The 15,564-nt window shown below is 65.5% G+C and carries 13 protein-coding genes; 5 read left to right on the top strand and 8 right to left on the bottom strand.

The annotated features are described in order from the left end of the window. Positions 1 to 84 precede the first annotated feature (84 nt). Entirely contained in the window at positions 85 to 2,028 is a 1,944-nt protein-coding gene (acs, locus tag PSK12I2_RS0104930; RefSeq protein WP_027597534.1) for an acetate--CoA ligase, read from the top strand. Positions 2,029 to 2,082: 54 nt separating this feature from the next. Here acs and PSK12I2_RS0104925 read toward each other — a convergent pair whose 3' ends face one another. Further along, complete coding sequence (locus PSK12I2_RS0104925; protein WP_007159716.1) at positions 2,083 to 2,535, bottom strand: PA2169 family four-helix-bundle protein; 453 nt, start codon at positions 2,533 to 2,535, stop codon at positions 2,083 to 2,085. Positions 2,536 to 2,613: 78 nt separating this feature from the next. Continuing rightward, positions 2,614 to 2,973: a BON domain-containing protein gene (locus tag PSK12I2_RS0104920; RefSeq protein WP_007159717.1), complete on the bottom strand. Its 360-nt coding sequence runs from the start codon at positions 2,971 to 2,973 to the stop codon at positions 2,614 to 2,616. A gap of 368 nt (positions 2,974 to 3,341) precedes the next feature. Here PSK12I2_RS0104920 and PSK12I2_RS0104915 point away from each other — a divergent pair, with 368 nt between their 5' ends. From PSK12I2_RS0104915 to PSK12I2_RS0104905, 3 genes are all read left to right on the top strand, one after another. Continuing rightward, entirely contained in the window at positions 3,342 to 6,848 is a 3,507-nt protein-coding gene (locus PSK12I2_RS0104915; protein ID WP_027597533.1) for an EAL domain-containing protein, read from the top strand. 88 nt (positions 6,849 to 6,936) lie between these two features. Next, complete coding sequence (locus PSK12I2_RS0104910) at positions 6,937 to 7,128, top strand: hypothetical protein (RefSeq protein WP_027597532.1); 192 nt, start codon at positions 6,937 to 6,939, stop codon at positions 7,126 to 7,128. A 202-nt stretch (positions 7,129 to 7,330) separates the two neighbouring features. Next, positions 7,331 to 8,590 (top strand): sodium:proton antiporter, encoded by a 1,260-nt coding sequence (locus tag PSK12I2_RS0104905; protein ID WP_027597531.1) that lies wholly within the window; start codon positions 7,331 to 7,333, stop codon positions 8,588 to 8,590. A 55-nt stretch (positions 8,591 to 8,645) separates the two neighbouring features. Here PSK12I2_RS0104905 and speD read toward each other — a convergent pair whose 3' ends face one another. After that, a complete protein-coding gene (gene speD / locus PSK12I2_RS0104900; RefSeq protein ID WP_007159721.1) occupies positions 8,646 to 9,440 on the bottom strand; it encodes an adenosylmethionine decarboxylase in 795 nt (264 codons plus the stop codon). 264 nt (positions 9,441 to 9,704) lie between these two features. After that, complete coding sequence (locus PSK12I2_RS0104895; RefSeq protein WP_007159722.1) at positions 9,705 to 10,127, bottom strand: OsmC family protein; 423 nt, start codon at positions 10,125 to 10,127, stop codon at positions 9,705 to 9,707. 209 nt (positions 10,128 to 10,336) lie between these two features. On the opposite strand from PSK12I2_RS0104895, the gene crp reads away from it, so the two are divergent. Beyond that, positions 10,337 to 10,981, top strand: a complete 645-nt coding sequence (gene crp / locus PSK12I2_RS0104890) for a cAMP-activated global transcriptional regulator CRP (RefSeq protein WP_027597530.1) — start codon at positions 10,337 to 10,339, stop codon at positions 10,979 to 10,981. A gap of 58 nt (positions 10,982 to 11,039) precedes the next feature. Here the strand turns inward: crp and PSK12I2_RS23685 are convergent, their stop codons facing one another. The 4 genes from PSK12I2_RS23685 to PSK12I2_RS0104870 form a co-directional block, all read right to left on the bottom strand. Further along, positions 11,040 to 12,821, bottom strand: a complete 1,782-nt coding sequence (locus PSK12I2_RS23685) for a BCCT family transporter (protein ID WP_037007509.1) — start codon at positions 12,819 to 12,821, stop codon at positions 11,040 to 11,042. A gap of 270 nt (positions 12,822 to 13,091) precedes the next feature. Then, on the bottom strand, positions 13,092 to 13,919 hold the full coding sequence (gene trpC, locus PSK12I2_RS0104880) for an indole-3-glycerol phosphate synthase TrpC (protein ID WP_027597529.1): 828 nt from the start codon (positions 13,917 to 13,919) through the stop codon (positions 13,092 to 13,094). Continuing rightward, complete coding sequence (gene trpD / locus PSK12I2_RS0104875) at positions 13,916 to 14,965, bottom strand: anthranilate phosphoribosyltransferase (protein WP_027597528.1); 1,050 nt, start codon at positions 14,963 to 14,965, stop codon at positions 13,916 to 13,918. The genes trpC and trpD overlap by 4 nt, the downstream gene beginning before the upstream one ends. Next, the gene (locus PSK12I2_RS0104870) at positions 14,966 to 15,559 is read right to left on the bottom strand and encodes an aminodeoxychorismate/anthranilate synthase component II (protein ID WP_027597527.1); all 594 of its coding nucleotides are present in this window, start codon (positions 15,557 to 15,559) and stop codon (positions 14,966 to 14,968) included. Positions 15,560 to 15,564: the final 5 nt, after the last annotated feature.

Here is a 15,564-nt window from a genome sequence, read left to right as displayed (position 1 = left end):
TTTTCGTTTTGTCGCCTCGCTGAACCCCGGCAGGGCATCCGCGGCCTAAACTGGGAGCACAACAACACCAAGAAGGAGCCGGCCATGAGCCAACGCTACCCCGTGCCCGAGAGCCTGAGTGCCCGTACCCACCTCGACGAAGCCCGCTATCGCGAGCTCTACCAGCGCTCGGTGGAGCAGCCGGAACGCTTCTGGAGCGAACAGGCCAGCGCCCTGCTCGACTGGTCGCGCACCTGGGACGAAGTCCATAGCGGCGATATGCGCCAGGGCCAGACCCGCTGGTTCAGCGGCGGCCAGCTCAACGTCGCCTACAACTGCATCGATCGCCACCTGGGGGCCCGGGCCGAGCAGACCGCCATCCTCTGGGAAGGCGACGATCCCGCCGACAGCCAGGCCATCAGCTATCGCCAGTTGCACGAGCAGGTCAGCCGCCTGGCCAACGTGCTCAAGGAGCGTGGGGTCAGGAAGGGCGACCGCGTCTGCCTCTATATGCCGATGATCCCCGAGGCGGCTTACGCCATGCTCGCCTGCGCCCGCATCGGCGCGGTGCATTCGGTGGTGTTCGGCGGCTTCTCGCCCGAGGCGCTGCGCGACCGCATCCTCGATTCCGACTGCCGGGTGGTGATCACCGCCGACGAAGGCGTGCGCGGGGGCAAGCGCGTCCCGCTCAAGGCCAATGTCGACAAGGCCCTGGCCAAGTGCCCGGAGGTCCATACCGTGATCATGGTCGAGCGCACCGGCACCGCCGTGGCCCGCCAGGAGGGGCGCGACCTGCCCTATGCCCAGGCGGTGGCCGCGGCTTCGCCCGACTGCCCGCCAGAGCCCATGGACGCCGAGGATCCGCTGTTCATCCTCTACACCTCCGGCTCCACCGGCAAACCCAAGGGCGTGCTGCACACCACCGGCGGCTACCTGCTGGGGGCCACCCTGAGCTTCAAGTACCTGTTCGACTATCACGAGGGTCAGGTCTTCTGGTGCACCGCCGATGTCGGCTGGGTCACCGGCCACAGCTACATCGTCTACGGCCCCCTGGCCAATGGCGCCACCACCCTGATGTTCGAAGGGGTACCGAGCTATCCCGATGCCAGTCGCTTCTGGCAGGTGGTGGACAAGCACCAGGTCAACATCTTCTATACCGCCCCCACCGCCCTGCGCGCCCTGATGCGCGAAGGCGACGGCCCGGTACAGCGCACTTCGCGCAAGAGTCTGCAGCTGCTGGGCAGCGTCGGCGAGCCGATCAATCCCGAGGCCTGGGAGTGGTATCACCGGGTGGTGGGCGAAGGGCGCTGCCCCATCGTCGACACCTGGTGGCAGACCGAGACCGGCAGCATCCTCATCGCCCCGCCACCCGGCGCCCTGGCGCTGAAGCCGGGTTCGGCCACCCTGCCCTTCTTTGGCGTGCAGCCGGTGCTGCTGGACGAGCAGGGCCAGGAAATCGACGGGCCCGGCAGCGGCGTGCTGGCGATCAAATCCAGCTGGCCAAGCCAGATCCGCACCGTCTATGGCGATCACCAGCGCCTGATCGACACCTATTTCAGCGCCTACCCGGGTTACTACTTCACCGGTGACGGGGCGCGCCGGGACGAAGACGGCTACTACTGGATCACCGGGCGGGTGGATGACGTGCTCAACGTCTCCGGTCACCGCATCGGTACCGCCGAGGTGGAAAGCGTGCTCACCGAGCATGCGGACGTGGCCGAGGCGGCGGTGGTGGGCTGCCCCCACGAGGTCAAGGGCCAGGCGGTCTATGCCTTCGTCACCACCAAGGGCGGAGTGACGCCGAGCGACGAACTCAAGGCGCAACTGCGCCAGCAGGTGGCCGACCAGATCGGCAGCTTCGCCAAGCCGGAGTTCCTGCAATGGGCGCCGGCGCTACCCAAGACCCGCTCCGGCAAGATCATGAGACGCATCCTGCGCAAGATCGCCTGCGACGAGCTGGACAGCCTGGGCGATACCTCGACCCTCGCCGATCCATCGGTGGTCGACAGCCTGATCGACGCCCGCCTCAATCGCGCCCCGCACGGCTAGCCGGGGACCCAAAGAAAAGCCCCGCCTAGGCGGGGCTTTTTGCTGCTGCCGACCTTAGTGGGCGGCTTGCATGCGGTGCTTCAGGTCACGCATGCGATCGTGGGTCGCACGGGCCTTTTCCAGCTGGCTGCGCAGATTGGCCTGGGCATCCGGGGTGGCGTGTTCGTTGACGGCACGCTCCAGCGCGTGCAGCAGGCGGTCTTCCTGCTCTTCCAGTTCGCTGACGTAGGTGACCTCTTCCTTTTCCTTGCTGGCAAAGGAGGTTTTGACGTCGGTGTAGTACTTGCGGAAGCTGCCGGCAAAGGTGCCTTGCTCGGCGGGCTTCTCACCGGCAGCCGACACCTGGCTGCTCAGGGCGCTGATGATCTCGGCCTTGCTCTGGGCGATCTCGGTGAACAGGGCCTTCAATTCGGGGTTCTTCACTTCGGTGAGGGCGTGCTCGTAGAAATTCTTGCCGTCACGGGCGATCTCGATCAGATCGTTGAGGGTTTCGGTCGTGCTGGTCATGGCAGTTCTCCGGGGCGAAGGGCAAGGGGTGATGGCGGCATCTGGCGCCGCCATCGTGCCGGGTATTAGCGGGCGTCGTTACTGAGCCGCTTTCAGGGCGTCAGCCGATACGGCCTTCACGCCCTTGATGGCCTTGGCTTCTTTGATCGCCAGGTCGCGCTGGGCTTCGGTCGCCACGGTGCCGGACAGGGACACGACGCCCTTGTTGGTCTCGACCTTGATGGCGGTGCCCTTGATGTGTTCGTCGGCCAGGAAGGACGCCTTCACCTTGCTGGTGATCCAGGTGTCGGACGCGGCTTCTTCGGTCTTGTCCACGGTGTTGTTGGCGGCCAGGGTCATGTTCTGGCTGGTGGCAGCAAAGGCACCGCCGGCCAGCGGCAGGCTCAGTACGGAAGCGGTGACGGCAGCGAGGGCAAAGGTACCGAAAGTCTTTTTCATGAGATGACTCCTGTTTTCCTTGGTTGTACTGCGCCCAGGTCCTGGCAGCAGCGACCTAGATGTAGAGCGCAACGGCTGCGCCGAATTCCAAGACTTGTTAAAGACTGTAAAAATCAATGACTTATATAAATTCGACGTGAGTGAAGGGCGGGCAAAATGCAACTTCCTGGCGAATAGGCCTGGTAATTTGCACGAGGTCAGACGACTCTTGAGCCCAAGCCTGGACGCCCTGTCGTCCAGGGTGCCAAAGCCGATAAAGGCGGACGAAAGAAGTAGGTTTCCAGGTGACCCGACCCGAACTGCCGTACCTTTATCCGGTCAATGCTGAATTGAACCCGACACCTGCGATCGGGCCTTGAGGATCCGGGATGCGGCCTCTTTCTCCCGCGCGCATTGCCCTGGTTTATCTGTTGCTGAGCGCCCTCTGGGTGATCGGCAGCGATGGGCTGCTGTATCTGCTGCTCAGCGATCGGGACAACGCCTATCTGTGGCACACCCTGAAGGGCCTGGCCTTCATGAGCCTGCTGTCGCTGGTGCTCTATGGCCTGCTGCGGCGCGAGGCCAGCTATCGCGAAGGCTTCATCGGCGAGCTGCAGAACCAGCGCGCCACCCAGGATTTCGTCCAGCGGCTGACCAATACCGGTGACTGGCAGCTGCTGGACGATGGCCGTCTGCTCTGCTCCGAACGCACCCTGGTGATGCTGCACCAGCCCAAGGGCAGCGATCCGCTGGATTTCGCCACCATCGCCGCCTGCGCTCGGGTCGACGACCGTGACCATGTGCGCAGCATGCTGGAGCGTTTGCAGCACATGCAGGGCCCGCTGAATTTCTCCGCGCACTTCGATGACGGCCAGGGCAGCTGGCGCTGGCTCAACTGGCAGAGCGACTTCGACGAAGCCGGCATCACTCGCGGTGCCCTGGTCGACATCACCAGCTACAAGCTGGCCGAACAGGCACTGCAGGACAGCCAGCGACGCTATCGCGAGCTGGTCCAGCACCTGCCGCTGGTGGTGTTCGCCAGCGACCACCGTGGTCGCTGGCAATTTCTCAATCCGGCCTGGGAAGCCCTGACCGGCCAACCCGCCACCCAACCCCTAAACCATCCCTTGGATCAGGCTTTCCATCCCCAGGACGGCGCCCGACTGCGCCAGCTGGTGGCGGAATTCGCCGCGGGTCAGCGCCTGCACTGGAACGGCGTGGTGCGGTTGCGGCTGTCGGTGGAGAGTCATCGCTGGATGCAGATGGAGCTGCGCGCCGGCCTCGATGGCGAGATCCAGGGTACCCTGACCGACATCCACCACGACTACCAGGCGCAGCAACTGCAGCAGGCCCGCAGCGATGTCCTCGACGACCTGCTCACCGGCCTGCCGCTGGCGGAAATCCAGCAGGGCATCGCCCTGCGGCTGGAGCGTATCTACCCGGAGATGCGCGTCGCCCTGCTGCTGGACGACCAGGGCGAGCATCTGCGGGTCGCCGCGGCGCCCAGTCTGCCCCCCGCCTTCCAGGCAGCGCTGGAAAGCGTGCCGCGCAGTCGCCACGACCAGGGCTGCTGCAGCGCCGTCGCCGCCAATGCCCCGGTGTTCACCATCGATGTCGAACTGGATCCGGCCTGGCAGCCGCTGTTGCCGGTCGCCCAGGCAGCCGGCATTCGCGGCGCCTGGGCCCTGCCGCTGCAGGACGAGCAGCAGCGCGCCGTGGGCGCCCTGGGCATCTACTACGGCGAGGCGCGACTGCCCGAAGCGGAGACCCAGGCGCTGATCACCGAATTCACCCGCCTGGCGGTGCTGGCCATCCGGCAACAGCGCGTGGTCCAGGCGCAACGCGCCAGCGAGGCGCGCTACCGCGGCATCTTCGAGCAGGCCTATACCGGCATCATGCTCAGCGATCTGGATGGCCGCTGGCTGAGCGTCAACCACCACTTCTGCCAGATGCTCGGCTACTCGCAACCGGAGTTGCTGCAGAAGGACACCGCCTCGGTGACGCATCCGGAAGAGCGGGCCCTGGGCGCCGCCCTGCGCAAGCAGCTGGTCGACACCGGCCAGGACCGCTACACCCTGGAAAAACGCTATCTGCACCGCAACGGCACGCCGGTGTGGACCAACGTCACCACCCGCCTGATCCGCGACGATCAAGGCGTGCCCCAGTACTTCATCAGCACCGCCCAGGACATCACCCTGCGCAAGCAGCAGGAGGCAAGCCTGCGCCAGGCCGCGGCCATGTTCCAGAACAGTCGCGACGGCCTGCTGCTGCTCGACGAGCGCCGCTGGATCCTGGCGGTGAATCCGGCCTTCGCCCGCCTGCTGGGCACCCAGGAAGGCATCCTGCTCGGCCAGCGCCTGGGACTGCCCGGTGGCGGTCGCCAGGACCAGCGCTTTTATCGCGATCTCTGGCGCACCGTGCGCCGCGAGGGCCGCTGGGAAGGCGAATTGCTCTGGCCGCGCCTCGACGGCAGCACCTTTCCGGCCTGGACCGCCATCGACACCCTCTACCCCCGGGAGACCCGGCAGTACACGGTCACCGTCAGCGACACCACCCGCCTGCGCGAGAGCGAGGCGCGCCTGAGTCATCTGGCGCATCACGATCCGCTGACCGACCTGCCCAATCGCCTGCTGGCGCGCACCCATCTGGAACATGCCCTGGCCCTGGCCGAGCCCCAGGAATATCTGGTCGCCGTGCTGATCCTCGACTTCGATTACTTCCGCACGGTCAACGAAAGCCATGGCCATGCCCTGGGCGATGAACTGCTGGTGGAATTCGCCGCCCGGCTACGCGCCCTGCTCAGCGAGGACATCACCCTGGCGCGCATCGGTGGCGACGAGTACCTGGTCATCATCGAGCGGCTGGATCGACCCGAATTCGCCGCCCAGATCGCCCAGGCCATGCTGGGCAAGCTGGAACAGCCCTTCCACCTCGGCGAACACGACATCTATCTCAACGCCAGCATCGGCATCAGCCTCTTTCCCGACGATGGCGCCACCGCCGATGACCTCATCCGCAATGCCGACACGGCCATGCACCAGGCCAAGGATCAGGGCCGCGACACCTTCCGCTTCTATACCCAGGCCCTTACCGAGCAGTCGCGCCGGCGGCTGAATCTGGAGTCGCGGCTGCGTACGGCGCTCAAGCGCGGCGACTTCGTCCTCTACTACCAGCCGCTGATGAGCGTCAGCACCGCCCAGACCATTGGCGTGGAAGCCCTGGTGCGCTGGCAGGATCCGGAGCTGGGTCTCATCCCGCCCACCGAATTCATTCCGCTGGCCGAGGAAACCGGGCTCATCGTGCCCCTGGGCGACTGGATCATCGAGAGCGCCTGCCAGCAGATGCACAGCTGGCTCGCCCAGGGACTGGAACTGGAAACCCTGGCGATCAACATCTCGCCCCGGCAATTCGCCAAGCGCGACCTGGCCAGCACCATTTCCCGCGCCCTGGCGCGCAGTCGCCTGCCGGCCGAGCACCTGGAACTGGAGATCACCGAAGGCACCCTGATGGGCAATGTCGAGGAGGCGCTGCTGTCCCTGGCGACCCTCAAGACCCTGGGGGTGCGCATCGCCGTGGACGACTTCGGCACCGGCTATTCCTCGCTGGCCTATCTGCGCCGCTTTCCGCTGGACAAGCTCAAGATCGACCAGAGCTTCATGCACGAATTGCGCAGTGACAGCGGTACCCACAGCAGCCAGGCCATCGCCGCGGCCATCGTCGCCCTGGGCCAGGGTCTGGACCTGGACGTCCTGGCCGAAGGGGTGGAGACCACCGAACAGTGGGACATCCTGCGCAAGCTGGGCTGTCAGCAATGCCAGGGCTTCCTGTTCAGCCCACCGCTGCCGCCGGAGGAGTTCGAGGTCTGGTACGCCGAACGGCAGAAGGCGCGCGCCTAGCGCCCTGACCGACGAATGTCACTGTACTGTAATCAAAACCGCTCTAGACTCGGGCTTCCACTTTTCGTCTGTCCCCGAGGGTATCAGCATGAAGATCGTGGTTCGTCCCCTGCGCAAGTCCACCACCAGTGCCTGGCAGGTCTGCATCGACAAGCAGGCCATCACCTTTCTCAGCGAAGCCGACGCCCGCAGCTATGTCGCGACGCTGGAGGCGCGCATCGCCGCACCCCATCCGTTGCCCCTGCGCGAAGCTGCAACAGGCCTGGCCGCGCCGCTCTAGGCTTCACGCCGCCCTGACCGCTGGTCTTGCGGATCGCCCTGGCACCGCCCGTTCAGCGGCGGGCCAGGGTGATTCACAGCGCTGCTTGCGCGAACAATTGGCTAGGCAGCTATCGAACATGTAACTTTTGCGGCGTCCGCCCCATCCTACCTCTAGGCCCTGCGTTCGCAGGGACTCGCTGTCTGATGGATCTGGAACGCCCATGCTTGAACTCGCTGCTGCCTTCATCTGCTTCACCTCCCTGCTCACCTACCTCAATTACCGCTTCGTCGGCCTGCCGCCGACCATCGGCGTCATGGTCATCGCCCTGATCTTTTCGGTCGGTCTGCAGAGTCTGTCCTGGCTGGGCTTTCCCGGTCTGGAACACCGCATCGGCGAACTCCTCGGGCAGATCGACTTCAACGATCTGCTGATGAACTGGATGCTCGGCTTCCTGCTGTTCGCCGGCGCCCTGCACGTCAATCTCAAGGACCTGCGCGACTACAAATGGGCCATCGGCGGTCTGGCCACCCTCGGGGTGATCATCTCGACGGTGCTGATCGGCTATCTCAGCCACTGGATCTTCGGCTGGCTGGGCTGGCACGTCGACCTTCTCTACTGCCTGATCTTCGGCGCCCTGATCTCACCGACCGATCCCATCGCCGTGCTCGGCATCCTGCGCTCGGCCGGGGCGCCCAAGTCGCTGGAGACCACCATCGTCGGCGAGGCGCTGTTCAATGACGGCGTGGCCGTGGTGGTCTATTCGGTGCTGCTGGGGGTGATCCAGCTGGGCGAGACGCCTACGGTCAACGCCGCGCTCTGGCTGTTTGTCGAGGAAGCCGGCGGCGGCATCCTGTTCGGCCTGCTGATCGGCTTCGTCTGCTACTGGCTGATGCTGAGCATCGAGCAGCACCAGATCGAGGTGATGCTATCCCTGGCCCTGGTGATCGGCGGCTCGACCCTGGCCAGCCACCTGCACGTCTCGGGTCCCATCGCCATGGTGGTGGCCGGTCTGATCATCGGCAACCTGGGTCGTACCAAGGCCATGAACGACTTCACCCGGCGCTACCTGGACGGCTTCTGGGAGTTGATCGACGAGATCCTCAACGCCCTGCTGTTCGCCTTGATCGGCATGGAGCTGCTGGTATTGCCCTTCAGCTGGACCCACCTGGGCGCGGCGCTGCTGGTGACCCTGGCGATCCTCTTCGCCCGCTGGATCAGCGTGGCGCCGGTGGTGCTGCTCAGCCCGCACTGGCGCAACATGACCCGCGGCACGGCGCGCATCCTCACCTGGGGCGCGCTGCGCGGCGGTGTCTCGGTCGCCCTGGCGCTGAGTCTGCCGGCCGGTCCGGAGCGGGATCTGATCCTGGCTCTCACCTACATCGTGGTGCTGGTCTCCATCCTCGGCCAGGGCCTGACCATCGGCCGGGTGGTCAAGAGCGTCACCGGTGGCGCCCCGGTCGCACGCGACGACCACCACTGACTCCAAAACGAGAGAACCCCGCCGTGGCGGGGTTCTCTGGGCAACAGCCGAGCGATCAGCGCGGCAGGTTGCGGCCGGAGAAGATCTCGCGCATCTCGTGCTTGAGACGCTGGGTGATCTGCTGACGCTGCTCGGACGAGAGGCTGCGGGAGGCGTCGCCGAACAGGTAGTTGTCCAGTTCGAATTCCTTGAGCAGCATCTTGGTGTGGAACAGGTTGTCCTGGTACACGTTCACGTCGGTCATCTGGTAGGCCGCGCGGGTGTCTTCGGACAGGTAGTTCTGGATCGAATTGATCTCGTGGTCGATGAAGTGCTTGCGCCCTTCGATGTCGCGGGTGAAGCCGCGCACCCGGTAGTCCACGGTGACGATGTCCGAGTCGAACTGGTGGATCAGGTAGTTCAGGGCCTTGAGCGGAGAGATCACGCCACAGGTGGAGACGTCGATATCGACGCGGAAGGTGGCGATGCCGTCGTCCGGATGGATCTCCGGATAGGTATGCACCGTGATATGGCTCTTGTCCAGGTGGCCGAGAATGGTCTCGCGCAGCGGACCGGGCGACTCCTCGATCTGGCTCTCGGTCGGCTCGACCGGTTGCTCGGAGATCAGGATGGTCACGCTGGCACCCTGGGGATCGTAATCCTGGCGGGCGATGTTGAGGATGTTGGCCCCGATGATGTCGACCACGTCGGTCAGGATCTGGGTCAGACGCTCGGCGTCGTATTCCTCGTCGATGTACTGGACATAGGCCTGTTGATCTTCCGACGTCTCGGCGTAGCAGATGTCGTAGATGTTGAAGCTCAAGGTCTTGGTCAGGTTATTGAAACCATGGAGCCTGAGTTTGCTTTTCACGGTGGTAAAGCTCCCGTCGTGCGGTCTCTGACCGCGGTCCTGAATGCCCGTCAGTTGCGGATTGCGCAAGCTGCGTAGGGCGGCGAACACCTCTTCGCGATGGCGATTGGCTGTGCTTTCGGGGCCCTTGCCCCTTAAGAGCGGCGCATTATGCAGATCGGCAGCGGTTGGGGCCAGAGTCTGCCGGGCCCAGGTGATGAATTGATGTCGGCAGGAGGGAGACGAGGCGGACAGCGACGCCCGGGCGGGCGTCGCGGGCGGGGGTCAGGCGAGGTCGACGAGTTCGTAGCTGTGGCTGATCTCGACGCCGGCGCGGCCGAGCATGATGGAGGCCGAGCAGTACTTTTCCGCCGACAGCTCGATGGCGCGCTTGACCTGGGCTTCCTTGAGGCCGCGGCCCTTGACCACGAACTTCAGGTGGATGCGGGTGAACACCTTGGGCTCGGTGTCGGCCCGGTCGGCCTCGAGGAAGGCCTCGCAGCTCTCCACCGGCTGCCGCGCCTTGCGCAGGATGCTGACCACGTCGTAGCTGGCGCAACCGCCCAGGCCGATCAGCACGGTTTCCATCGGCCGTACGCCGAGGTTGCGCCCGCCGCTTTCCGGCGGGCCATCCATGACCACCACATGGCCGCTGCCGGATTCACCGAGGAACATGGCCTCGCCTGCCCACTGGATGCGCGCTTTCATCGCTTTCGTCCTACTTATATATACAAATGGTGATCAGCTTAACATGCTGGATGGCGTAAACTGGTAAGCAGTGAAGGGTTATTCAGCTCGCATTTAAGCTGCGCATGTTCTTATCCGGTCTTTGAATTGGAACCGGCGCAGCCTGTGCATGCACCGGTTCGGACATCGGTGCCCCCGACTCAGGTTAGCTTTCAACCTCAGGAATCAGCATGGCCGCTATCATCCCACCCGCGAAGTTACAGCACATCGACAAGCTGCTAGCGCATTGCTCGCGTCGCCGTTACACGGCAAAAACCACCATCATCTACGCTGGCGACAACAGCGAAAGCCTGTTCTTCATCCTCAAGGGTTCGGTGACCATCCTCATCGAAGACGATGAAGGCCGCGAAATGATCATCGCCTATCTCAACGCCGGAGACTTCTTTGGCGAGATGGGGCTGTTCTCCAAGGAAGGCAGCGAGCCCGAGCGCAGCGCCTGGGTCCGCGCACGCACCGAGTGCGAAGTCGCCGAGATCAGCTACAGCCAGTTCCGCGAACTGAGCCAGCAGGATCCGGACATGCTGTTCTCCCTGGGTCGCCAGATGGCCGAGCGCCTGCGCCAGACCACCCGCAAGGTCGGCGACCTGGCCTTCCTCGACGTCACCGGTCGCGTGGCCCGCACCCTGCTCGACCTGTGCAAGCAGCCCGATGCCATGACCCACCCGGACGGCATGCAGATCAAGATCACCCGCCAGGAGATCGGCCGCATCGTCGGTTGCTCCCGCGAGATGGTCGGTCGGGTCCTGAAGTCCCTCGAAGAACAGGGTCTGGTCCACGTCAAGGGCAAGACCATGGTGGTGTTCGGCACCCGCTGAGCCCCTCTGCTAGCCCCTGCCTGCTGGCGGGGGCCACGGCCCCCGCCCGTCCAGGGCTTCAACCCTCGACCTTGCGCGACACCTTTTCCACCCGCACCGTGGCCTTCCCGTCGACGGTCTTCTCTTCGCTCCCCTTGGCCTTGGGCTCACCCACGACGAAATGGAATTCTTCGCCGTGCTTGACCGCGCCATAGAGCACCGCCTTCTCGATCAGCTCGGTACCGCGCAGATGCCGCAGCATCAGCGGATCGCTGCGCAGATCGCGATAGAGCGCCAGGCACAGCAGCGCCATCACCACCACGAAGGGCAGCGAGACCACAATAGTCAGATTCTGCAGGCCGTTGAGCGCCGCGCCCGGATTGCCCGGGTCGCCGATGGCCAGCATGATCGCCGCCACCGCGCCGGTGAGGGCGCCCCAGAAGATCACCGTGCGCCGCGAGGGCTCGGTGGTACCGCGCTCGGACAGGGTCCCCATCACCAGGGAGGCGGCGTCGGCGCCGGAGACAAAGAAGATCGCCACCAGCACCATGACCAGCACCGAGGTCACCGAGACCCAGGGATAGCTGGCCAGCAGGTCGTAGAGGGCGAAGTTGCTGTTCACCGCGCCGTCGACCAGGGTGAAGGCGCCCTGGCGCATGGCATCGATGGCCGCGCCGCCAAAGATGACGAACCAGACCACGCTGACCAGACTCGGCACCAGCAGGACCCCGGTGACGAACTGGCGGATGGTGCGGCCGCGACTGATGCGGGCGATGAACATGCCGACGAAGGGTGTCCAGGAGATCCACCAGGCCCAGTAGAACACCGTCCAGCTGGACAGCCAGTTGCCCATGGCCTCGCCCCCGCTGGCACTGGTACGCGCCATCATCTCCGGCAGCAGGTCGATGTAGTCGCCGATGGCGGTGGGCAGCAGGTTGAGCATGAGCAGGGTCGGGCCGACGACGAAGACGAACACCGCCAGGGCCACCGCCAGCACCATGTTGGTGTTGGACAGCCACTGGATGCCCTTCTCGACCCCGGACACGGCGGAGATGACGAAGGCCACCGTCAGTACCGTGATGATGCTGATGTAGAGCATCTTTCCCGGTTGCTCGATCCAGCCGTTGTGCTCCAGGCCGCCGGCGATCTGCAGGGCGCCCAGGCCCAGGGAAGCGGCCGAGCCGAACAGGGTGGCGAAGATCGCCATCATGTCGATGACGCGGCCGAGGGGGCCGTTGGCGTGCTCGCCGATCAGCGGGCGGAAGGCCACCGAGATCAGCTGGCAGCGGCCGCGGCGATAGGTGCCATAGGCGATGGCCAGGCCGACCACGGCGTAGATGGCCCAGGGATGCAGGGTCCAGTGGAACAGCGTGGTCGCCATGGCCACCTGCAGGGCGGCGCTGCTCTGTCCCGCGGCGCCGCCGGGCGGCGGATTGAGATAGTGCGACAGCGGCTCGGCGACGCCAAAGAACATCAGGCCGATGCCCATGCCGGCGCTGAACATCATCGCCACCCAGGAAAGGGTGCGGAATTCCGGTTGCTCGTCGTCGCGCCCCAGGGGGATCCGCCCATAGCGACTGGCGGCCAGCCAGATGACAAAGACCACGAAGCCGGTGGAGGTGAGCACGAACAGCCAGCCGAAATGGGTGATCACCCAGCCCTGGGCGGTCGAGGCGCTGCTGGCCAGACTGGCCTGGCTGACGAAGCCCCAGATCACGAAGGCCAGCGCGGCGATGCTGGTGACGCCGAAGACCACCCAGTCGGTGGTGCCGGCGAGTCGCCGATCCCGTCGCGCCTCCTCGGTCCGGGAAGGATCGGTGACGCTGATATCAAGTGTTTCGCTTTTTTCTTCCGTTGCCATGGTTCTCGCATGCCCTGGTTATGGATGGCCTGGTACGGCGGAGTCCTGGCTCGTCCTGCGACGGCCAGCCGCCTCCGCGACTCGCCACGGTGCAACGAGTCGGAGGCCATTAACCGGGTTTATCCCTACAGAAACAAAGCCCTGCGTCGGCAGCGGGCACACGGAGGTCGTTCCCGCCGCCCAGGGTGGGCGCGAGTCGACCTGGATCACCCTGTGGAAAGAAAAAGGCCCCGGGGTGGTCCCCGGGGCCTCGTGCGGACGACCTTGGTCTCAGGCGTCTCTGAGCGGGAAGCGGCGATCCGGGAAGAACAGACGCTGCAGCTCCTGGCCCGGTTCGTCGGCGCGCATGAAGGCTTCGCCGACCAGGAAGGCGCGCACCTCGTTGGTTTCCATCAGCTCCACGTCGGCGCGATTGAGAATGCCGCTCTCGGTGATCACCAGGCGATCCTGGGGGATGCGCGGCAGGAGATCGAGGGTGGCTTCCAGGCTGACCTCGAAGGTGTGCAGGTTGCGGTTGTTGACCCCCACCAGCGGGGTATCCAGCACCGTCAGGGCGCGTTCCAGCTCGGCGCCGTCATGCACCTCGACCAGCACGTCCAGGCCAACGTCCTTGGCCGTGGCGGCCAGTTCACCCATCAGGCCGTCGTCCAGCGCCGCGACGATCAGCAGGATGCAATCGGCGCCAATGGCCCGGGCTTCCACCACCTGGATGGGATCGACGAGGAAGTCCTTGCGGATCACCGGCAGCTGGCAGGCGGCGCGCGCCTGCTGCAGATAGGCGTTGCCACCCTGGAAGAAGTCCACATCGGTGAGCACGCTCAGGCAGGTGGCGCCGCCCAGGGCGTAGCTGTGGGCGATCTCGGCCGGCACGAAGTTTTCACGGATCACGCCCTTGCTCGGCGAGGCCTTCTTCACCTCGGCGATGATCGCTGCCTCCTTGCGCGCCACCTGGGCCTGCAGGGCGCGGGCAAAGCCGCGCGGGGCGTCGGCGGCACGGGCCTGGGCCTCGAGTTCGGCCAGGCTGGTCCGGGCCTTGAGCTGGGCGATTTCCTCGGCCTTGCGGGCCAGGATCTTCTGCAACACGGTTGGCACACTCACGGGCGACCCTCCTCGCGATAGACGGATGTGAAATGGGCGAGCTCGTCCAGCTTTTCCCGGGCCAGGCCGCTGTAGAGCGCGTCGTGGGCCAAGAGTACCCCTTCATGCAGGCTATGGGCGAGATCCGCGGCGTAGAGCGCCGCGCCGGCGTTGAGCACGATCATGTCGGCGGCCTTTTGCCCGGCTTCGGTCTTGCGTCGGCCGAGGGCGTCGCGGATCAGCGCCAGGGAGGCCTCGGGGCCGTCCACCGTCAGGCCGACCAGGGTCTGGCTCTTGATGCCCAGATCCTCCGGCAGCACCTGGTATTCGCTGATGCTGCCGTCCTTGAGTTCGGCCACCTGGGTCGCCGCGGCCAGGCTGAATTCGTCCAGGCCGTCGCGGGAGTGCACCACCAGCACGTGGTGGCTGCCCAGGCGCTGCAGCACCTCGGCCAGCGGCCGGCACAGCGCGGCGCTGAACACCCCGACCACCTGGTGACGCACGCCGGCCGGGTTGGTCAGGGGGCCGAGCATGTTGAACAGGGTGCGCAGCCCCAGGGAGCGACGCGGCCCGGCGGCATGGCGCATGGCGCTGTGGTGCGATTGGGCGAACATGAAGCCGACGCCCACCTGCTCGACGCAGCGAGCGATCTGCTCGGGCGTCAGCTCCAGGTAGATGCCCGCGGCCTCCAGCAGATCGGCGCTGCCGCTCTTGCCGGACACCGCGCGATTGCCGTGCTTGGCCACCTTGCCGCCGGCCGCCGCGACCACGAACACCGAGGCCGAGGAGACGTTGAAGATGTTGGCGCCATCGCCACCGGTGCCCACCACGTCGACCACATGATCGAGGCTCGGCAGCACCACAGGGGTGGCCAGTTCGCGCATCACGCTGACCGCGCCGCAGATCTCGTCGATGGTCTCGCTCTTGATGCGCATGCCCATGAGGAAGGCACCGATCTGCGCCTCGTCGGCGCCACCGGTCATGATCTGGCGCATCACCGCCTGCATCTCGACCACATTGAGGTCGAGTTGTCCGCTGATGCGGTTCAGGGCCTGCTTGATGTCCATCTAGCGCCGTCCTCCCTGTTGCTGGAGAAAGTTGGCCAGCAGGTCGTGCCCATGCTCGGTGAGGATGGACTCGGGGTGGAACTGCACCCCCTCGATCATGAACTCGCGATGCCGCAGGCCCATGATCTCGTCCATGCTGCCGTCCGGATGCTGGGTCCAGGCGGTGATCTCCAGGCACTCGGGCAGGGTCTCGCGCTTGACCACCAGCGAGTGGTAGCGGGTCACGGTGAAGGGATTGGGCAGGCCGGCGAAAACGCCCTCGCCGTTGTGGTAGACCGGGCTGGTCTTGCCGTGCATCGGCTCGCGCGCCCGCACCACCTCGCCGCCAAAGGCCTGGCCCAGGCTCTGGTGGCCCAGGCAGACGCCCAGCACCGGCAGCTTGCCGGCGAAGCGCTCCAGGGTGGCCAGGGAGATGCCCGCCTCGTTGGGCGTGCAGGGACCGGGGGAGACGACGATGCGCTCCGGCGCCAGGTCGTCCAGCGCCTCGACCGGCACCTCGTCGTTACGGACCACCTTGACCTCGGCGCCCAGCTCGCCCAGGTACTGCACCAGGTTGTAGGTAAAGGAATCGTAGTTATCGAGCATCAGCAGCATGGTGG

It is taken from the genome of Pseudomonas sp. MOIL14HWK12:I2, from assembly GCF_000510745.1.
Lineage (GTDB): Bacteria > Pseudomonadota > Gammaproteobacteria > Pseudomonadales > Pseudomonadaceae > Chryseomonas > Chryseomonas oryzihabitans.
Note: the sequence above shows the minus strand (reverse complement) of the source record. Positions and strands in the feature narration are given on the sequence as shown.